We start from the raw sequence: 21,077 nt of genomic DNA, 5'->3' as shown, positions 1-21,077 counted from the left end.
GAGGTATTTCATCAGATATATGAATTTCTATTTTTGAAGAAGAGAAATATCAGCAATATCTAAGAATAAGTTACGTAGCTTATTCAACAAAGTTAGACGATTCAGCTTAAGCGCCTCATCGTCAGCCATTACCATTACACCATCAAAGAACGCATCGACAGGCTCACGTAGCTCAGCTAAGCGGCTTAATGCTTCTTGATAATTACCAGCAATAAATACTGGCTCTAGTGCTTCTGCTAGGATTTCAACTTTCTCAGCCAATACTTTCTCAGCGTCTTCTTGAAGAAGAGCTAGATCGATTTCTTGAGCCAGTTCGCCATCGAATTTCGCCAGGATATTACCTACGCGCTTATTCGCTGCCGCTAGAGACTCAGCCGCGTCTAATTCACGGAAGTGAGATACCGCTTTCACACGTTGATCAAAATCAGCAGGCTTGGTTGGACGACGAGCAAGTACCGCTTGGATGATGTCTACACTGAAACCTTCATCTTGGTACCATGCACGGAAACGACCTAACATGAAATCAATCACATCAGTGTCTACGTTTGCATTCGTTAATTTATCGCCAAACAAAGATTGTGCTTTAGCAACAAGGTCAACTAAATCTAAGTTGTACCCTTTTTCAACGATGATGCGTAAGATACCTAACGCAGCACGACGAAGTGCAAATGGATCAGACCCCTTAGGAGCTTGACCAATGCCGAAGATACCCACTAGCGTATCTAGCTTATCTGCCATTGCTACTGATGCCGAAACATCGGTACTTGGTAAGTCATCACCCGCGAAACGAGGCATGTATTGCTCGTAAAGCGCTAATGCGACTTGTGCATCTTCACCATCGTGAGTTGCGTAGTGCATGCCCATAACACCTTGAGTATCTGTAAATTCAAATACCATTGAGGTCATTAAGTCACACTTAGCCAGTAGACCTGCACGTTGCGATTTCTCAACGTCCGCACCAATTTGCTCAGCGATGTAGCCAGCAAGTTCAGTAATACGGTCTGTTTTGTCTTTGATTGTGCCCAATTGCTTCTGGAATATTGCTTGATCTAGTTCTGGCAGACGATCGATAAGCGGACGCTTACGGTCTGTATTGAAGAAGAATTCAGCATCAGCAAGACGTGGGCGAACCACTTTCTCATTACCTTCGATAATGTGACGAGGTTCTTTAGATTCGATGTTAGTAACAAAGATGAAGTTAGGAAGTAGGTTCTTCTCTTGGTCGTACACAGGGAAGTACTTTTGATCGCCCTTCATTGTGTAAACCAACGCTTCAGAAGGAACATTCAAGAACTCTTGCTCAAACTTAGCGGTTAATACCACTGGCCATTCAACAAGAGACGTAACTTCTTCAACTAATTCGTCTTCTAGATCCGCAATACCGCCAACCGCTTCTGCTGCTTTTTTAGCACCAGCAAGGATGATGGCTTTACGCGCATCGTAGTCAGCCATTACTTTACCGCGTTCTTCTAAGATCGCAGGGTATTGGTCAGCAGAATCAATCGTAAACTCGCTTTCACCCATGAAACGGTGGCCACGGATAGTACGAGTAGAAGCAACACCTAAGATAGTGCCTTCAATCAGTTCGTCACCCAATAGGATTGTCAGTGTTTTCACTGGACGAATAAATTGAATGTCTGAGTTACCCCAACGCATTGCTTTAGGAATTGGTAAACCAGCCAGGGCTTTTGCTGCTAATTCAACAACAAGTCCTTTAACCGGTTGACCTTTTACTTCTTCTTTATGAAGTAGCCATTCGCCTTTGTCTGTTTTTAGACGCTCAGCCTGCTCAACCGTAATACCGTTACCACGAGCCCAGCCTTGAGCTGCTTTAGTCGGATTACCGTCAGCATCAAATGCAGAAGCGATTGCAGGACCACGCTTTTCAACGATTTTGTCTGCTTGGCCTTCATCTAATTCAGCGATTTTAAGCGCTAAACGACGAGGCGTTGCATACCACTTAATGCCTTGATGCGCTAAACCAGCTGCTTTAAGGCCGGCTTCAAAATTTGCAGCAAACGCTTCAGCTAATGAACGAAGTGCTTTCGGTGGAAGCTCTTCAGTCCCTAATTCGATTAGAAAATTCTTCGCCATGATTACTTCTCCTCTGTCGCTGTTGGTTTAGTTGAGCGACACATTGGGAAGCCTAGCGCTTCACGTGATGCGTAATAAGCTTCTGCAACCGATTTAGTTAGGTTACGAATACGAAGAATGTAACGTTGACGCTCTGTTACAGAGATCGCTTTACGAGCATCTAGCAAGTTAAATGCATGACCGGCTTTTAGAATGCGCTCGTACGCTGGAAGAGGTAGCGGCTTTTCAAGTTCAAGCAACTCTTTACACTCTTTCTCGCACTGATCGAAGAATCCAAATAGGAAATCAACATCGGCGTGTTCAAAGTTGTAAGTCGATTGCTCTACTTCATTTTGGTGGAAAATATCACCGTAAGTAACTACGCCTTGAGGGCCATGGTTCCAAACAAGATCGTAAACCGAGTCTACTTCTTGAATGTACATAGCAAGACGTTCGATACCGTAAGTGATTTCACCTGTTACAGGTTTACACTCAAGACCGCCAACTTGTTGGAAGTACGTAAATTGCGTTACTTCCATGCCGTTTAGCCAGATTTCCCAGCCTAAACCCCAAGCACCCAATGTTGGGTTTTCCCAGTTGTCTTCTACGAAACGAATATCATGAACAAGAGGATCGATACCAAGCACTTCTAAAGAACCTAAGTACAGTTCTTGAATATTATCTGGAGAAGGCTTTAACGCTACCTGAAATTGATAGTAGTGCTGCAGACGGTTAGGGTTTTCACCATAACGGCCATCCGTAGGACGACGAGATGGTTGAACATAAGCGGTAGCCATTGGCTCTGGGCCAAGCGCTCGCAGACATGTCATTGGGTGAGATGTACCTGCGCCCACTTCCATATCTAATGGCTGTACAATCGTACAACCCTGTTGTGCCCAATAATCCTGCAGCGCGAGGATCATTCCCTGGAAGGTTTTGATATCGTATTTTTGCATAATTTAATTCGCGCGATCGTTGATAAATATAACCAAGAAGTATACCTCGCAGACCTCTTTGGGAGTAGTGAAAATAGACACTTTGTGTAAATTCACCTCACCTTTGTGGCTGAATATATAAAAACACGACTCATCTTGGTGCTTTATCTCTGTTTGGTGTTGAGGTATGTTGTTAAAACAATCAATACATCCACTCTCTAATTATCACGGTAGTCGTAATGAAGTTTACTCAATTTGGCGAAAAATTTACTCGTTACAGCGGGATCACCCAATTAATGGATGATTTAAATGATGGCTTGCGTACCCCTGGTGCAATCATGCTCGGTGGCGGTAACCCTGCGGGTATTCCTGCCATGCTCGACTACTTTAAAAGTGCCTCACAAAAGATGCTCGATTCAGGTGAGCTGATCGCTGCTATGGCAAATTATGACGGCCCACAAGGTAAGGACAGCTTTGTTAAGGCCCTAGCTAAGCTGCTTAAAGAAACCTATGGTTGGGACATCAGTTCTAAAAACATTAGCCTAACCAATGGTTCTCAAAGTGCGTTCTTTAGCTTATTCAATTTATTAGCGGGAACTTATGCTGATGGCTCTAAAAAGAAAATTTTATTGCCCCTCGCGCCAGAATACATTGGTTATGCCGATTCTGAATTAGAAGTTGATAGCTTTATTTCTTACCGTCCAGAAATTGAATTGCTCGATAATGGTCAGTTCAAATACCACGTTGATTTTAGCCAATTAAAAGTGGATGACACCATAGGCGCTATTTGTATCTCTCGCCCAACAAACCCAACAGGCAACGTGATCACCGACGATGAAGTGATCAAGCTTGATAAGCTTGCGCGTGAAAATAACATTCCCTTAATTCTCGATAATGCTTATGGCACGCCTTTCCCTAATATTATTTTTGAAGAAGTGACGCCGTTTTGGAATGAAAACACCATTCTTTGCATGAGCCTTTCTAAATTAGGTTTACCGGGCTTACGCTGCGGTATTGTGATTGCCAATGAGAAAATGACGGAAGCGATGACTAACCTGAATGGCATTATCAGTTTAGCGCCGGGAAGTATGGGACCTGCGATGGGTTTACACATGATTGAGTCTGGTGATTTATTACGTTTAAGTGAAGATGTCATTCAGCCTTTCTACCGTCACAAATCTCAAGCTGCGGTTAAGATGCTACAAACGGCGATTACCGATCCTCGTTTCCGCATTCATAAACCTGAAGGCGCGATTTTCTTGTGGCTATGGTTTGATGAGCTGCCAATCACAACCATGGAACTGTACAAACGCTTGAAAGCACGCGGCGTGCTGATCGTCCCGGGCGAGTATTTCTTTATTGGTCAAGACGACAGCTGGGATCACGCTCACCAATGTTTGCGTATGAACTACGTGCAAGATGAAGCAATGATGCAAAAAGGCATCGATATTATTGCGGAAGAAGTGTTGAAGGCGTATTCAGAATAACCAAAATAGACTTAGCCTTGAGTCATTAATATGATGACTCAAATAATGGTTTGTTGCTTTGGAATCAGCAATTCTGTTTGTCATCATCAAATGAACAGCGCTTACAAATGCCATCTATTGATGATGGAAAAGCAATAATCCATAAATTCATAGCTCAGCGAATAGCAGACACAAAAAAGGCGCTATCACAGCGCCTTCATTTCAAATCTTTACCAATCTACGATTAGCTTTCCAGTAAATTATTGCCGTTAATAGCAATCTTACGTGGTTGCATCGCTTCTGGAATTTCACGTTCTAAATCAACATGCAGTAAACCATTTTCCATGGTTGCGCCCACCACTTTCACGTAATCTGCTAATTGGAATTTGCGTTCAAAGTTACGCTCTGCAATCCCTTGATATAGGTAGGTTTTTGTTTCATCCGTTTCAGGACGTTCACCACGTACAATCAGCATATTTTCGTGTTGAGTCAAATCGATTTGTTCTTCAGCAAACCCCGCCACCGCCATGGTGATACGGTAGTTATGTTCTGATTTTTGCTCGATGTTATACGGAGGGTAACCGCCATTTGTTTTTGCCGTGTTGTTTTCCATTAGATTGAAAAGACGATCAAAACCAATTGCTGAACGGTACAATGGTGTGAAATCTACATTACGCATAATACTATCCTTTACTTTAAGCAATAGTGAGTACAACTACCCCAAACTTGGGTCCTTAGTTGCCTCTATAAAATTATAAGACTTTCCATTTTGGACAAGTCATTTTTCAGAAGACCCTTTCGGCATCCCCTTCATAACTAGATATGTGGTTCAGCTATTTTACTTTCAAGAGGTACTGACTATTTATTTTTAGATTTAAACTAAAAACACCGCTAACCCCCTGAACAATAAATAAAAACAACCCCTAAATTCCAGATAAAAAAAGCACTGCTAATTAGCAGTGCTTCTTAATTTTCAACTTAAGCATTTATGATTCTAGATGAAGTCAGTTCGTTCTAATTCAAGAAGAAGGCGCGGAGCTTATGAACATAAGTGAGCACCTTCGACGCAGAAGTAGGACTAACTGGCAAAATATAGAATTATAAAAAGTTTAAACGTCTAGGTTAGCTACACGTAAGGCATTTTCTTCAATGAAGTTACGACGCGGCTCAACATGGTCACCCATTAACGTAGTAAACAACTCATCCGCACTTACTGCATCGTTGATAGTTACTTGCATCATACGACGAGAATCAGGATCCATTGTTGTTTCCCAAAGCTGCTCAGGGTTCATTTCACCTAGACCTTTGTAACGCTGTAAGTACACACCACGACGAGAGTCTTTAATTAACCATGCAATGGCTTCATCTAACGTTTCGATCGTTAGTTTACGCTCTCCACGCTGTACGTAAGCGCCTTCTTCAATCAGACCATTCAGTGATTCTGACAATTCAGCAATACGGCCGTACTCTTTCGAGTTAAGCAAATCAGCACTTAGTACGTATTCATGTTGAACACCGTGAGTACGAACAACAAGCTTCGGCTGGTGAATGTTTAACTCTTCGTTAAACTGCAGCGCAGCGGTGTACTGGCTTGCGCCTGTTTCATGCTCATTCAATGCGATAACTAACGCTTCAGTCCATGCTTGAACTGTTGCTTCGTTTTCACACTCATCTTGTGTTAAACGTGATGTATAAACTAAACGATTTAACAATGGCAATGGGTAACGGCGACTCATACGGTCAAGCAGTTTCATTACACTGTTAAATTTACGAATTAAGTTTTCAAGCTCTTGACCAAAAATTGATTCGTGAGGATTAACAAAAAGCGAAGCATTATCTAACGCTTGCGTTATTTGATATTCAGCCATCGCTTCTTCATCTTTAATGTATTGCTCTTGTTTGCCTTTCTTTACTTTGTAAAGAGGTGGTTGAGCAATGTAGATGTAGCCACGTTCAATCAATTCTGGCATTTGACGATAGAAAAACGTCAATAGCAAAGTACGGATGTGTGAACCATCGACATCGGCATCGGTCATGATGATGATGTTGTGGTAACGCAATTTATCCGGATTGTATTCGTCACGACCAATACCACAACCTAATGCAGTGATTAGCGTACCAACCTCTTGAGAAGAGATCATTTTATCAAAACGTGCTTTTTCTACGTTTAGAATTTTACCTTTAAGCGGAAGGATCGCTTGGTTTTTACGGTTACGTCCCTGCTTGGCTGAACCGCCAGCAGAGTCCCCTTCCACTATGTATAGTTCAGATTGAGCAGGATCTTTTTCCTGACAATCCGCAAGCTTACCAGGAAGACCAGCGATATCTAACGCGCCTTTACGACGAGTCATTTCACGAGCTTTACGAGCCGCTTCACGTGCGCGAGCCGCATCAATGATTTTAGAACAAACCATTTTAGCTTCGCCTGGGTTTTCCGCTAAGAATTCAGCTAATTTTTCATTCATTGCCGATTCAACCGCAGACTTCACTTCTGAAGAAACCAGTTTATCTTTAGTTTGGCTTGAGAACTTAGGATCAGGCACTTTAACAGAAACAACGGCAGTTAGGCCTTCACGAGCATCATCACCTGATGCTGATGATTTTGCTTTCTTAGAAAAGCCTTCTTTGTCCATGAACGAATTCAAAGTACGTGTTAACGCAGAGCGGAAGCCAGATAAGTGAGCACCGCCATCACGTTGTGGGATGTTATTCGTATAACAGAAAATGTTCTCTTGGTAAGAGTCATTCCACTGCATCGCTACTTCTACAACAATACCGTCTTCTTTGCGCTCAGCATCAAAATAAAATATTTTCTGGTGAACTGGTGTTTTGTTACGGTTCAAGTGAGTAACAAACGCTTTGATGCCGCCTTCAAACATGAAGTGATCAGATTTATCTTCTTCACGCATGTCTTGTAGACGGATAGATACGCCAGAGTTTAAGAAAGAAAGCTCACGTAAGCGTTTTGCTAGAATGTCATACACAAATTCAATATTTGCGAACGTTTGGTCACTCGGCCAAAAACGGATTTTAGTACCCGTAGTATCTGTTGTACCAATAACGGCTAGTGGCGCCTGAGGAACACCATGACAATAAATTTGTTGGAAAATTTCGCCTCGACGATTAATCGTCAGCTCCACTTTCTCTGATAATGCGTTTACAACCGAAACACCAACACCGTGAAGGCCACCCGATACTTTGTATGAGTTATCATCAAACTTACCACCTGCGTGAAGTACCGTCATGATAACTTCTGCAGCAGATACGCCTTCTTCTTCGTGAATTTCAGTTGGTATACCACGACCATCATCACTTACAGAAACAGAGTTATCTTCATGAATCGTAACTATGATGTCGCTACAGTGACCAGCAAGAGCTTCATCGATTGAGTTATCGACAACCTCAAACACCATGTGGTGAAGACCAGTACCGTCGTCGGTGTCGCCGATATACATACCCGGACGCTTACGTACCGCATCCAGACCTTTTAGTACTTTAATACTCGATGAATCATAATTTTCTGACATGAGTTACTCTCGCGTTTTTATCCTTGGGCTATTTTGCCATGTTCTATCTCAAACATCTTGCTTTCTTCATCATGCATATCTGCAATCTGTTCAGCAGTAATTGAACTAATAAACACCTGTGCCTTTGTTTGTTTCAAATATTGAGCCAACAATTGGCGGCGGTGGCTATCCAGTTCAGAAGCAAAATCGTCTATTAAATAGATGCACTGTTTTCCTGTTGCTTCAGTTAAATGCTGTCCTTGTGCTAATCGTAACGCACATACCATCAACTTTAGTTGACCTCTAGACAGCACATCTTCAACAGGAGTACCGGCAACTTTAATTCTTAAGTCGGCTTTATTTGGGCCGCCGACGGTATAACCCAGCTGCTTATCTCGCTCAAAGTTTCGTTTAAGCAATTCCGCATAAGGAGTCTCTCTCTCCCAACCACGGTAGTATGACAGCTTTATGTCGTATTCTGGTAAGAATGCCTGACATATTTGTTGAGTTGCTTCAGATATGTGATTGATGTAATCCACTCGCCACTGATCTATCTTCTCAGCAAGGCTGGCAAGTTCCAAATCCCAATAACTCAACTCTCGATAGCTTTGTGCCGTTTTTAATAAGGCATTTCGTTGTTTGGTTAACCGTTTCACTCGGCTCCATGCTTCATAAAAAGCAGGTTCCACGTGAAACACTCCCCAATCAATAAAGGCACGACGGAACTTAGGTCCATCAGTTACCAACTCAAACCCTTCAGGATGAATCAGTTGCAGTGGTAAAACCTTGGCTAATTGTGCCAGTTTTTGACCACTTTCTCCGCCTATTTTTACTTCCGTTGTGCCGTCTCTCTGTTTATTTATGCCAATTGGCAATTCAAACTGCTCTGGCGTAGTAAATCGACCATGAATAAAAAGCTCGTCACAGCTATTTCGAATAATTCGACCTGTTAACGAGCTTTTAAAAGAACGCCCGTGTCCGAGCAAGTATATCGCTTCAAGGACACTGGTTTTCCCACTTCCATTAGGACCGATAACAAAATTAAAGCCGGTAGATAATTGAATATCACACGTTTCAATATTGCGAAAATCATTAATAATTAAACGTGATAACGGCATCTATTTTTGTCTTTTACAGACGAATTGGCATAACAACATATTGTGCTTCATCGTTCGCACAATCTTCCACTAATGCACTCGCATTTGCTGTTGTCATCGAAATTCGTACTCGTTCACATTTCAACGTATTAAGTACATCTAGTACATAGCTAACGTTAAAACCAATTTCAATGTCTTCACCTTGGAAATCGACATCTAAGATTTCTTCTGCTTCTTCTTGCTCTGGGTTGTTCGCTGTAATACGCATTTGGTTGTTTGCCAAATTAACACGAACACCTCGGAATTTTTCATTCGATAAAATAGCAGCACGCGCAAACGCTTGACGCAATTCATCACAATCGGCTTCTAGTGTTTTATTACTGCTTTGCGGCATTACTCGTCGATAATCAGGAAAACGACCATCAACAAGCTTAGAAGTGAAGATAAAGTTATTCACTTCAGCCCGTACATTTGAATTACCAAACTGTAACGTAACACTCTGTTCTGGCGAGTCAAGAAGGCGCACTAGCTCTTGAATACCTTTGCGTGGCATGATCACTTGTTGCTCAGGAAGTTCTGACTCTACTGGCATGTTACATACTGCCATTCGGTGCCCATCTGTCGCAACGGAGCGAAAAATAGTCCCCTGAGTTTCAAACATCATGCCATTAAGGTAATAACGAACATCTTGGTTTGCCATTGAGAATTGCGTACTTTCAATTAGCTTACGAAGTTGTGCTTGAGAAAGCGTAATTTCAACTTCACTTTGCCAGCCTTCTATATTCGGAAAATCTTGAGCTGGTAAGGTTGCTAATGTAAATCGGCTACGTCCAGAACGAACTAAAACACGATCGCCTTCCAAAACAATAGTAATATTTGCACCGTCAGGTAAACCACGACAGATATCTAAGAACTTACGAGAAGGCACCGTAATCGCACCCGCTTCAAAATCCCCTTCTAACAGAATATTACTAATAAGTTCTACTTCAAGATCTGTTGCTGTCATCGACAGTTGACCATTTTCAACTTGAAGCAAAATATTACCTAAAATAGGCAATGATGGACGGCCACCTAAGGCTCCAGATACTTGTTGCAGCGGTTTTAATAAATGGCTGCGTTCAATAGAAAATTTCATAATACTCGTTTATATAAAAGTAGATAAATAGCTTACGATGATAATGTTCTGATCAGATTAGAGTAATCTTCTTTAATATCATGGCTTTCTTCGCGTAACTGAGCGATTTTACGACAAGCGTGAAGCACTGTCGTATGATCTCTGCCACCAAATGCATCACCAATCTCAGGTAAACTGTGGTTCGTTAGTTCTTTTGATAACGCCATCGCTAGTTGACGTGGACGAGCAACTGAACGAGAACGGCGTTTAGACAATAAATCAGCCATTTTAATTTTATAGTATTCAGCGACTGTCTTTTGAATATTATCAATTGTCACTAGCTTTTCTTGCAAGGCTAATAAATCTCGCAACGCTTCACGAACAAAATCAATCGTAATCGCACGACCAGTGAAGTTAGCATTAGCAACGACACGGTTCAAGGCGCCTTCCAGTTCACGTACATTCGAACGTAAACGCTTCGCTATAAAGAACGCAACTTCATCCGCTAAGTGAATCTGATGATCTTCTGCTTTCTTCATCAAGATAGCAACACGGGTTTCTAATTCTGGTGGTTCAATCGCAACCGTAAGACCCCAACCAAAACGAGACTTTAGACGGTCTTCTACGCCATTAATCTCTTTAGGGTATCGATCTGACGTTAGGATAATTTGTTGATTGCCTTCCAATAGCGCATTAAACGTATGGAAGAACTCTTCTTGGGAACGCTCTTTATTAGCAAAGAATTGAATATCATCGATCAATAAGGCATCAACACTGCGGTAATAACGTTTAAATTCTTCGATCGCGTTATTTTGCAATGCTTTTACCATATCTTGCACAAAACGTTCTGAGTGCATGTAAACCACTTTTGCGTTTGGTTTACGTTCAAGAATGGCATTACCAACCGCTTGCAATAAATGCGTCTTACCTAAACCAGTGCCGCCATATAAAAACAATGGATTATAAGCCGTTCCTGGATTATCAGAAACCTGACGAGCAGCAGCCAAACCAAGTTGGTTTGATTTACCTTCTACGAAGTTAGTAAATTTGTGTTTAGGGTTCACGTTTGAGCGGTGATTTAGATCATCAACAGGCTCTGGTCCTCTTGATTCCCATGGTTTATGCAATGATTGTCTTGCTTGCATTTGTGCAGGAGCCGACGTTGCAGCAGCGACATCAGCCGCCGTTCTTTGTGGGCGAGGTGGTGCAGATATAGGTTTGCTTCCCACTTCAAAACGTAAAGTAGGTATATCACCACCACAGAACTCATTTAATAACGAGTTAATGCTATTTAAGTATTTATCACGAACCCAATCGAGAACAAATCGATTTGGGGCAAATAGCGTAAGGGTATTGTCATTTAATTCAGCTTGTAGGGGTCTAACCCACATACTAAATTCTGCGGAAGGTAATTCTTCTTGAAGGCGCTGTAAACACTGCAGCCAAAGCGATGAAGACACGGACAACCCCACTCATTATATTAATTGCAAAAGGTCGTTAATTTTATACTGTGGATAACTAGAGTGCCAGTGTTAGATCGAAGATCCAGTGAATAAGATCGAAGTTATTCACACTGATCACGCTTTTTTACCTAGATCGACACACTTTTTACCTTACTTATACCCAAAACCATCAACAGGCGGTTAAAAAATGACTTAAATGATTATTTAGTTATTAAAAATAACCATAGGGTATTTAGAGCTCACTCGCAAAAAACGTATCATGCATATCACAGTCGATAACGAGATATCATTATGAAATGGACAAAACAAATTCTAACCGGTTTAGCACTCACTTTAGCTGCAACTCAATTTGCTCAAGCCGCCACTGAAGTTAAAGTTGGGATGTCTGGTCGCTATTTCCCATTTACCTTTGTTAAGTTGGACAAACTGCAAGGGTTTGAAGTGGATTTATGGGATGAAATTGGTCGTCGTAATGACTATAAAATAGAATATGTAACAGCGAGTTTCTCTGGCTTATTTGGTTTATTAGAAACGGGTCGAATTGATACCATTTCAAATCAAATAACAAAAACAGAAGCACGTGAAGCAAAATATCTATTTGCTGACCCTTATGTTGTCGACGGCGCTCAAATTACCGTACGTAAAGGCAATGAAAGCATTAAAGGCATTGAAGACCTGGCCGGCAAAACCGTTGCCGTGAATTTAGGGTCTAACTTTGAGAAACTGTTGCGAGATAACGACAAATCGAATCAAATTGACATTAAAACCTACGATACAGGCATTGAACACGATGTCGCTTTAGGCCGCTCGGATGCGTTTGTAATGGATCGTCTTTCTGCTGCACAATTGATTAAAAAATCAGGTTTGCCTCTACAACTTGCTGGCGAACCTTTTGAAACCATTGAAAACGCTTGGCCATTTGTAAAAAATGAAAAAGGCCAAAAACTTCAACAAGAAGTAAATAAAGCCCTGTCAGAAATGCGTACTGACGGTACCTTGGCTGAAATATCTCAAAAATGGTTTGATGCAGACGTAACAAAATAACCGCAGTAATATAAAAGTGAGTATTCACTTCGATAAAAATGACACAAAACCCACTATCATTACCCTTTAGTGGGTTTTGTGTTTATTGCTTATCTGATTTATATAGCTGACACTATCTACCGCACTTTTCTTTAAACCAATAATAGAGAGCATCATGGGATTTGATTTTGCGTATATGATTGAGCTCTTACCTATACTATTTAAATACTTAGGTACGACACTCGAAATGGCAGTATGGGGGTTATTCTTTGCCTTAGCGCTCGCGTTAGTGTTAGCGAACCTAAGAGTATTTAAAGTCCCTGTACTTGATCAACTCAGCCAACTTTACATCAGTTTCTTTCGAGGTACGCCTTTATTGGTGCAATTGTTTCTTCTTTATTATGGGCTTCCTCAAGTCTTTCCTATTTTTGTTGGCTTAGATGCATTTAGTGCTGCTGTCATAGGCTTAACACTTCATTTTGCTGCCTATATGGCAGAAAGTATTCGTGCCGCGATTATCGGTGTTGATCGCAGTCAAATGGAAGCCAGTCTTTCGATAGGAATGACAACCTCTCAAGCGATGCGCCGAATCATTCTTCCTCAAGCCACACGAATTGCGTTGCCTTCTTTAATGAATTATTTCATTGATATGATTAAATCGACGTCATTAGCTTTTACACTCGGTGTTTCTGAGATTATGGCAAAAGCACAGATGGAAGCTTCTTCCAGTTTTAAATTTTTTGAAGCGTTTTTAGCGGTTGCTCTTATCTATTGGGGTGTCGTCATTATTCTTACTCAAGTCCAAACTTGGGCTGAAAAAAAATTAAATAAGGCCTATGTACGATGATAAAAATAACCAATCTACATAAAAGCTTTGGAACCACAGAAGTCCTCTCTGGCATCGATTTAACGATTAATAAAGGAGAGATAATTGCGATTATAGGATCGAGTGGAACGGGTAAATCAACGCTACTCAGATGCATCAATTTTCTTGAAACCGCAGACAAAGGCACCATAACAATCGATGATGTCAGTGTTAATACAGAAAAATATACCAAAACAGAAGTACTCGCATTACGACGAAAAACAGGGTTTATCTTTCAAAACTACGCCCTTTTCGCCCACTTAACGGCAAGGCAAAACATTGCAGAAGGCTTAATAACTGTCCACAAGTGGAATAAAGCCGATGCATTAAAACGATCACAACAAATCTTAGATGATATTGGACTCCGAGACAAAGGGGATAGCTATCCTGCGGCCCTCTCTGGAGGACAACAACAACGTGTTGGTATTGGTAGAGCAATGGCATTAGAAACAGAGTTGCTATTGTTTGATGAACCCACGTCAGCACTCGATCCTGAATGGGTAAATGAAGTTCTGACATTGATGAAAAAACTGGCTACCCAACATCAAACGATGTTAGTCGTTACGCATGAAATGCAATTTGCCAAAGAAGTGGCTGATCGTGTTATCTATATGGCCGATGGAAAGATCGTAGAACAAGGAACACCAGAGCAGATTTTTGGTTATCCACAGGATCTGAAATTAAAGAAATTCTTAAATCAAGTTGGGATCGCATAAAGATCCTTGCGCTCTCGCTCACAAAAAGTATAATTCACCGTCCGGAAAATACGTGGAACCTCTTATTGACTATTTTTCTGCCAATGATTACAATTCCGCCTCTTTGTTGAGAGGCGTCGGAATGTACGTCCCACGCCGGGTTTAAATTAAACCTAAAAACTACTGATCAGTAATAAGGTAATACCAATGAAACGCACTTTCCAACCTTCAGTTCTTAAACGTAAACGTTCTCACGGTTTCCGTGCTCGCATGGCAACTAAGAACGGTCGTAACACAATTAACGCTCGTCGTGCTAAAGGCCGTAAGCGTCTATCTAAGTAATCACCAGATTATTTTGATGAATTACGACTTCTCTCGGGAGTTACGCTTGTTAACTCCCGAAGATTACAAATCAGTTTTCAAGCAAGCTCACCGAGCCGGCTCACCTCACTTCACCATTCTTGCCAGAGAAAATTCACTATCACACCCTCGTTTAGGTCTTGCTGTTCCTAAGAAGCAAATTAAAACTGCTGTTGGTCGCAATAAGTTTAAACGTATAACTCGTGAAAGTTTCCGCAATAAGCAACATTCCTTACCTGCGAAAGACTTTGTGGTTATCGCTAAAAAGAGTGCTCAAGAATTGAGTAACGAAGACTTTAACAAGCTATTAGATAAATTATGGCATCGCCTGTCTCGCCCTTCTCGTGGATAGCAATCGGTCTTATCCGTTTTTATCAACTCGTCATCAGTCCAATGATTGGACCTCGCTGTCGATTTACTCCAACGTGTTCACATTATGCAATTGACGCACTAAAGTCACACGGTTTAGTAAAAGGGTGTTGGCTAACTGGCAAACGTCTATTAAAATGTCATCCTTTGAATGATGGGGGCTATGACCCCGTCCCACCCAAGCAGCATAAAGACAGAGAACAATAACGATGGATACCCAACGTAATATTCTGTTGCTTGCACTGGCTTTAGTTTCTTTTTTACTTTTCCAACAATGGCAAGTAGAAACTAATCCGCAGCAACCAGCTACAGTTAGTACCGTTCAACAGACACACAAGAACGGTGATGTTCCAACTTCGTCAACAGCAAACAGTGATGCACCAGTGGATTCAGCTCAGTCTGATAAACTGATCACAATTACGACTGATGTGCTTACTTTAAAAGTAGATACATTAGGCGGTGACATTATTGAATCTGTTCTTAATAAATACGATGCTGAATTAGACTCTAAAGCAAAATTCGTTCTTCTTAAGAATGATGCTGATCATAGCTATATTGCTCAAAGTGGTTTGATCGGTCCTCAAGGTATTGATTCAAATACCGGCCGTGCACAATTTACGGCTAAAAAAACAGATTACGTTTTAGCTGATGGCCAAAACGAATTACGCATTCCTTTAACATTAGAGAAAAACGGTATTACTTATACTAAAACTCTAATCGTTAAGCGTGACAGCTACGCAATTGATGTTGAATATACGGTGAACAACCAATCTTCAGCACCAGCGACAGTAGAAATGTACGCAAACTTAAAGCAAAACTTATTGGATGACGGTGGCAGTTTAACAATGCCTACGTACCGTGGTGGTGCTTATTCAACTGAAGACACTCGCTATAAAAAATACAGCTTTGATGACATGGAAGATAAGAACTTATCTATCGACATGACAAATGGTCAAGGTTGGGCTGGTATGTTGCAACATTATTTTGCATCCGCTTGGATCCCTCGTAACGTTAATGACGCAACACTGACGACTCGTGTTGCTGGTGATTACGGTTACATTGGCGTTCGTATGCCTTCAGTAACGATTCCTGCAGGTCAAGAAGATACGTTGACTGCTACGCTTTGGACAGGTCCAAAACTTCAACCACAAATGGCAGCGACTGCTAAATACTTAGATTTAAGTGTTGATTACGGTTGGTTATGGTTCATCGCTTCTCCACTTCACAAACTATTGTCTTTCATTCAAAGCATCGTTGGAAACTGGGGTCTAGCAATTATGATCCTAACGTTCATCGTTCGTGGTGCAATGTACCCGCTAACGAAAGCACAATATACATCAATGGCTAAAATGCGCATGCTTCAACCTAAGTTGGCAGCAATGCGTGAACGCATTGGCGATGACCGTCAACGCATGAGCCAAGAAATGATGGAGCTTTATAAGAAAGAAAAAGTAAACCCATTAGGTGGTTGTTTACCTATCGTTCTTCAAATGCCAATCTTTATTTCGCTATATTGGGCACTAATGGAATCCGTTGAACTTCGTCATGCACCATTCTTTGGTTGGATCACGGATTTATCAGCACAAGACCCGTACTACATCCTGCCGTTGTTAATGGGTGCGAGTATGTTCTTAATCCAGAAAATGAGCCCTACAACAGTAACGGATCCAATGCAACAGAAGATCATGACATTCATGCCTGTTATGTTCACCGTGTTCTTCTTATGGTTCCCTGCTGGCCTAGTTCTTTACTGGTTAGTATCAAACGTCGTAACGTTAATTCAGCAAACTCTGATTTATCGTGCACTTGAGAAAAAAGGCTTACATTCTAAGTAAGTTAACTTTCTAAAGAAATAAACAAAAGGCGGCCATTGGTCGCCTTTTTTGTTTTATCGGCTTACAATATGCTCAAGCAATAGACATTAAGAATAATCATGACATTACATACAGACACCATCGTTGCACAAGCAACAGCCCCTGGACGAGGCGGCGTAGGCATCATTCGAGTATCAGGTCCTAAAGCTCAACAAGTCGCCCTAGAAGTCGTAGGAAAGACACTTAAGCCGCGTTACGCTGAGTACACGCCATTTAAAGATGATAATGGTTTAGAACTTGATCAAGGTATCGCCCTGTATTTTCCTAATCCACATTCTTTTACTGGTGAAGATGTTCTAGAGCTTCAAGGACATGGCGGTCCTGTCGTTATGGATATGTTGATTAAACGCATCTTAAAAATTGAAGGGATCCGAACGGCTCGCCCAGGAGAGTTCTCAGAAAGAGCTTTTTTGAACGATAAAATGGATTTAGCCCAAGCAGAAGCCATTGCCGATTTAATTGATGCAAGTTCAGAAGAAGCAGCAAAATCAGCACTTAATTCATTACAAGGTGTTTTCTCTAGAAAAATAAACACCTTAGTTGAATCACTTATTTATCTGCGTATCTACGTTGAAGCTGCGATAGATTTCCCAGAAGAAGAAATCGACTTTCTGGCGGATGGCAAAGTGAGTGGTGACTTACAAGGCATTATTGATAACCTTAACGCGGTTCGCCAAGAAGCGAATCAAGGTGCCATTATGCGTGAAGGTATGAAGGTAGTTATTGCAGGTCGCCCAAACGCAGGTAAATCGAGCCTTCTGAACGCATTATCAGGCAAAGACAGCGCTATCGTTACTGATATCGCAGGCACAACCCGTGATGTCTTGAGAGAGCATATTCACATTGATGGTATGCCATTGCATATTATTGATACCGCAGGTCTTCGAGAAGCGTCAGATGAAGTAGAACGTATTGGTATAGAACGCGCGTGGCAAGAAATAGCCCAAGCAGACCGAGTTTTATTTATGGTTGATGGCACAACAACTGATGCAACTGACCCTAAAGTTATCTGGCCTGAATTTCTAGATCGATTACCTAAGAATATGGGTATGACAGTCATTCGAAATAAAGCCGATCAAACCGGTGAAAATCTTGGTATTTGCCACGTTAACGATCCTACTCTTATTCGCTTATCAGCAAAAACAGGTGAAGGTGTTGATGCTTTGCGATTGCATTTAAAAGAATGCATGGGCTTCTCTGGCAATCAAGAAGGTGGCTTTATGGCACGCAGACGTCATCTCGAAGCATTAGAAAAGGCATCTGAACACCTTGATATCGGTCAGCAACAACTTGAAGGTTATATGGCAGGAGAAATCCTTGCTGAAGAACTAAGAATCGCTCAACAACACCTAAGTGAAATAACCGGTGAATTCAGTTCTGATGACTTATTAGGGCGGATTTTTACTTCTTTCTGTATTGGTAAATAAATCCTTCCAGCATAAACACAATCAATAATGGGCTATTACGGCCCATTTTTTATAGGAAAAATTCATGAAAAACGCATCAATTATTACAGGTAGCACCCTTGGTGCTGCTGAATACGTTGGCGACCATATCGCAGATTTATTAGAAGAAATGGACTTTGCTACTGATATTCATAATCAACCAATTCTCTCTGAAATTGATACAAAAGGCCTCTGGATTTTGGTCGTATCAACACATGGTGCAGGGGATTATCCAGACAACATAAAGCCTTTTATTCAAGAGTTAGAAGAAGGTTCGCAAGACTTATCAGACGTCGAGTTCGCCATCATCGCTATTGGTGATTCTAACTACGATACCTTCTGTGCTGCTGGAAAATCATTACAAAAAGTACTTCATAATCGCAATGTAAAAGAAATATTTCCATTATTAGAGATTGATGTCACTCAAAATCCAATACCAGAGGAACCTGCTGAGTTGTGGTTAAAACAACACATATGTTAATAAAATGATGCAATGCATGAGTGAAAGTTATTAAATAAGCAAAACATTTATTGTGGATAACTAGGCTATGATCCAGTGATCAAGTCATAGTTATCCATTGAATAAGATCTTACCCTCTCCCCCCTTGTGGATAAGTAAGCTTTTTACCCACAAGCAGTCCGATCGAAGATCAACGTTAAATAACATCTTTAGATCGATCCAAAGATATTGATCTCGTTGATCATTTAGCACTTATCCACAGAGATCGGCGATCTATATAATAGATCTAATAAGAGATCTCTTTAAAAGATCTTATATATATTAAGTGATCTTAAATTTTAAAACTTCATCATTTTTTCATTTCTCTCAAGCCTAGAAAAAGGGTAAAATACTCCTCCTTGATTAAATTCATCCAACTCTTTAAAACACCTAAGGTCTAATCATGTTTTACCAAGAAAACTTTGATGTCATTGTTATTGGCGGTGGTCATGCTGGTACAGAGGCAGCACTTGCTGCAGCTAGAACCGGACAAAAGACACTCTTACTTACTCATAACATTGATACATTAGGTCAAATGTCGTGTAACCCAGCAATTGGTGGGATCGGCAAGGGCCATTTGGTAAAAGAAGTCGATGCTTTAGGCGGGTTAATGGCTGAAGCCATTGATCACAGTGGTATACAATTTAGAACACTGAATGCATCGAAAGGACCAGCAGTTCGAGCAACTCGTGCCCAAGCCGATCGCGCGTTATACAAAGCCTACGTACGTTCTGTATTAGAAAATCAACCAAACTTAACCTTGTTTCAGCAAGCGGTAGACGATTTGATCATTGAAAATGATAAAGTTATCGGTGCTGTCACTCAAATGGGCCTTAAATTCCGTGCTAAATCAGTTGTACTGACTGCTGGCACATTTTTAGGGGGTCAGATACATATCGGAATGGAAAACTTCTCAGGAGGCCGTGCAGGAGATCCTTCTTCGATCACTCTTGCTCAACGTTTAAGAGATCGTCCGTTTAGAATAGATCGTCTGAAAACAGGTACTCCACCTCGAATTGATGCAAGAAGTGTTGATTTCTCCAATTTAGAAGCACAACCCGGTGATAATCCAACCCCTGTATTTTCCTTTTTAGGTAACCGTCAACAACATCCACAACAAGTAAATTGTTTTATTACTCACACTAATGAAAAAACGCATGATGTCATTCGTAAAAATTTAGACCGTAGCCCTATGTATGCGGGAGTTATTGAAGGTATTGGTCCACGTTACTGTCCTTCAATTGAAGATAAAGTAATGCGTTTTGCAGATAAAGACAGTCACCAAATATTCATTGAGCCAGAAGGACTAACAACCCACGAATTGTACCCGAATGGCATTTCAACAAGCCTTCCCTTTGACGTTCAATTACAAATTGTTCGTTCAATGAAAGGATTCGAAAATGCACACATTGTGCGTCCAGGTTATGCGATAGAATACGATTTCTTTGATCCTCGAGATTTAAAAGCAACGTATGAAACGAAGTTCATTGAAGGCTTATTCTTTGCTGGTCAAATAAACGGAACGACCGGTTATGAAGAAGCGGCTGCGCAAGGCTTAATGGCTGGTTTAAATGCAAGCTTATTCTCTCAAGGAAAAGAAGGCTGGAGCCCGCGTCGTGATGAAGCCTACATGGGCGTATTAATTGATGATTTATCAACGCTTGGCACAAAAGAACCTTACAGAATGTTCACTTCTCGTGCTGAATACCGCTTATCATTACGTGAAGATAACGCTGATTTACGCTTAACTGAACAAGGTCGAGAACTTGGACTTGTTGATGATATTCGTTGGTCTCGTTTTAATGAAAAAGTAGAAAATATTGAAAAAGAACGCCAACGTTTAAAAGATATTTGGATCAATCCAACGTCTGAAAATATAGATCAAGTTAACTCGATCTTAAAAACACCGATCGTTCGTGAAGCAAGTGGTGAGGATCTTCTTCGTCGCCCAGAAGTTACGTATTCATCATTAATGACAATTGAAAAATTTGGTCCTGCTAGTGATGATCAACAAGCGTCTGAACAAGTTGAAATTCAAACTAAGTACGCGGGTTATATTCAACGTCAACGTGATGAAATTGAAAAATCATTACGTCATGAAAATACAAAATTGCCGTTTGATTTGGAATACAACAAAGTTAAAGGTCTTTCAAATGAAGTAGTCGCAAAATTAAGCGACGCAAAACCTGAAAGTATTGGTATCGCATCTCGAATTTCAGGAATTACACCGGCTGCGATTTCAATTTTGTTAGTTCATTTAAAAAAACATGGTTTATTGAAGAAAGGTGAGTAA

18 protein-coding genes are annotated in these 21,077 nt (G+C 41.0%); 11 read left to right on the top strand and 7 right to left on the bottom strand.

All coding sequences use genetic code 11. From position 1 onward, the window contains the following. Window positions 1-27: 27 nt before the first annotated feature. Together glyS and glyQ are read right to left on the bottom strand one after the other, a co-directional pair. Entirely contained in the window at window positions 28-2,094 is a 2,067-nt protein-coding gene (gene glyS / locus AACV33_RS21315; protein ID WP_182699618.1) for a glycine--tRNA ligase subunit beta, read from the bottom strand. 2 nt (window positions 2,095-2,096) lie between these two features. Continuing rightward, the gene (gene glyQ / locus AACV33_RS21310) at window positions 2,097-3,029 is read right to left on the bottom strand and encodes a glycine--tRNA ligase subunit alpha (RefSeq protein ID WP_023604442.1); all 933 of its coding nucleotides are present in this window, start codon (window positions 3,027-3,029) and stop codon (window positions 2,097-2,099) included. 218 nt (window positions 3,030-3,247) lie between these two features. On the opposite strand from glyQ, the gene AACV33_RS21305 reads away from it, so the two are divergent. Continuing rightward, entirely contained in the window at window positions 3,248-4,495 is a 1,248-nt protein-coding gene (locus AACV33_RS21305; protein WP_182699617.1) for a valine--pyruvate transaminase, read from the top strand. A gap of 223 nt (window positions 4,496-4,718) precedes the next feature. Here AACV33_RS21305 and ibpA read toward each other — a convergent pair whose 3' ends face one another. From ibpA to dnaA, 5 genes are all read right to left on the bottom strand, one after another. Then, window positions 4,719-5,153, bottom strand: a complete 435-nt coding sequence (gene ibpA / locus AACV33_RS21300) for a small heat shock chaperone IbpA (RefSeq protein ID WP_065611932.1) — start codon at window positions 5,151-5,153, stop codon at window positions 4,719-4,721. A gap of 430 nt (window positions 5,154-5,583) precedes the next feature. Continuing rightward, window positions 5,584-8,001: a DNA topoisomerase (ATP-hydrolyzing) subunit B gene (gyrB, locus tag AACV33_RS21295; protein WP_065611933.1), complete on the bottom strand. Its 2,418-nt coding sequence runs from the start codon at window positions 7,999-8,001 to the stop codon at window positions 5,584-5,586. 17 nt (window positions 8,002-8,018) lie between these two features. Continuing rightward, window positions 8,019-9,098 (bottom strand): DNA replication/repair protein RecF, encoded by a 1,080-nt coding sequence (recF, locus tag AACV33_RS21290; protein ID WP_017020778.1) that lies wholly within the window; start codon window positions 9,096-9,098, stop codon window positions 8,019-8,021. A gap of 13 nt (window positions 9,099-9,111) precedes the next feature. Further along, on the bottom strand, window positions 9,112-10,212 hold the full coding sequence (gene dnaN, locus AACV33_RS21285; protein WP_017020779.1) for a DNA polymerase III subunit beta: 1,101 nt from the start codon (window positions 10,210-10,212) through the stop codon (window positions 9,112-9,114). A 32-nt stretch (window positions 10,213-10,244) separates the two neighbouring features. Further along, on the bottom strand, window positions 10,245-11,651 hold the full coding sequence (gene dnaA, locus AACV33_RS21280; RefSeq protein ID WP_017020780.1) for a chromosomal replication initiator protein DnaA: 1,407 nt from the start codon (window positions 11,649-11,651) through the stop codon (window positions 10,245-10,247). A gap of 294 nt (window positions 11,652-11,945) precedes the next feature. On the opposite strand from dnaA, the gene AACV33_RS21275 reads away from it, so the two are divergent. From AACV33_RS21275 to mnmG, 10 genes are all read left to right on the top strand, one after another. Further along, a complete protein-coding gene (locus AACV33_RS21275; RefSeq protein WP_017020781.1) occupies window positions 11,946-12,698 on the top strand; it encodes an amino acid ABC transporter substrate-binding protein in 753 nt (250 codons plus the stop codon). A gap of 154 nt (window positions 12,699-12,852) precedes the next feature. Next, window positions 12,853-13,524, top strand: a complete 672-nt coding sequence (locus tag AACV33_RS21270; protein ID WP_012548917.1) for an amino acid ABC transporter permease — start codon at window positions 12,853-12,855, stop codon at window positions 13,522-13,524. Then, window positions 13,521-14,258, top strand: coding sequence for an amino acid ABC transporter ATP-binding protein (locus tag AACV33_RS21265; RefSeq protein ID WP_065611934.1), 738 nt, complete (start codon window positions 13,521-13,523; stop codon window positions 14,256-14,258). The genes AACV33_RS21270 and AACV33_RS21265 overlap by 4 nt, the downstream gene beginning before the upstream one ends. 186 nt (window positions 14,259-14,444) lie before the next feature. Beyond that, window positions 14,445-14,579 (top strand): 50S ribosomal protein L34, encoded by a 135-nt coding sequence (gene rpmH / locus AACV33_RS21260; RefSeq protein WP_012548915.1) that lies wholly within the window; start codon window positions 14,445-14,447, stop codon window positions 14,577-14,579. A 16-nt stretch (window positions 14,580-14,595) separates the two neighbouring features. After that, the gene (rnpA, locus tag AACV33_RS21255; protein ID WP_012548914.1) at window positions 14,596-14,949 is read left to right on the top strand and encodes a ribonuclease P protein component; all 354 of its coding nucleotides are present in this window, start codon (window positions 14,596-14,598) and stop codon (window positions 14,947-14,949) included. Continuing rightward, window positions 14,916-15,173 carry a membrane protein insertion efficiency factor YidD gene (gene yidD, locus AACV33_RS21250; protein ID WP_081091604.1) on the top strand — a complete coding sequence of 86 codons (258 nt, stop codon included), beginning with the start codon at window positions 14,916-14,918 and terminating at the stop codon, window positions 15,171-15,173. The genes rnpA and yidD overlap by 34 nt, the downstream gene beginning before the upstream one ends. Window positions 15,174-15,175: 2 nt before the next feature. Continuing rightward, on the top strand, window positions 15,176-16,801 hold the full coding sequence (yidC, locus tag AACV33_RS21245) for a membrane protein insertase YidC (RefSeq protein ID WP_017020783.1): 1,626 nt from the start codon (window positions 15,176-15,178) through the stop codon (window positions 16,799-16,801). Between the two features lie 98 nt (window positions 16,802-16,899). Continuing rightward, window positions 16,900-18,267: a tRNA uridine-5-carboxymethylaminomethyl(34) synthesis GTPase MnmE gene (gene mnmE / locus AACV33_RS21240; RefSeq protein ID WP_012548912.1), complete on the top strand. Its 1,368-nt coding sequence runs from the start codon at window positions 16,900-16,902 to the stop codon at window positions 18,265-18,267. A gap of 64 nt (window positions 18,268-18,331) precedes the next feature. After that, window positions 18,332-18,766: an FMN-binding protein MioC gene (mioC, locus tag AACV33_RS21235; protein ID WP_012548911.1), complete on the top strand. Its 435-nt coding sequence runs from the start codon at window positions 18,332-18,334 to the stop codon at window positions 18,764-18,766. 421 nt (window positions 18,767-19,187) lie between these two features. Next, the gene (gene mnmG, locus AACV33_RS21230; protein ID WP_017020784.1) at window positions 19,188-21,077 is read left to right on the top strand and encodes a tRNA uridine-5-carboxymethylaminomethyl(34) synthesis enzyme MnmG; all 1,890 of its coding nucleotides are present in this window, start codon (window positions 19,188-19,190) and stop codon (window positions 21,075-21,077) included.

The organism is Aliivibrio sp. SR45-2, assembly GCF_963890165.1.
GTDB lineage: Bacteria > Pseudomonadota > Gammaproteobacteria > Enterobacterales > Vibrionaceae > Aliivibrio > Aliivibrio salmonicida.
This window is presented reverse-complemented; position numbering and strand designations above follow the sequence as displayed.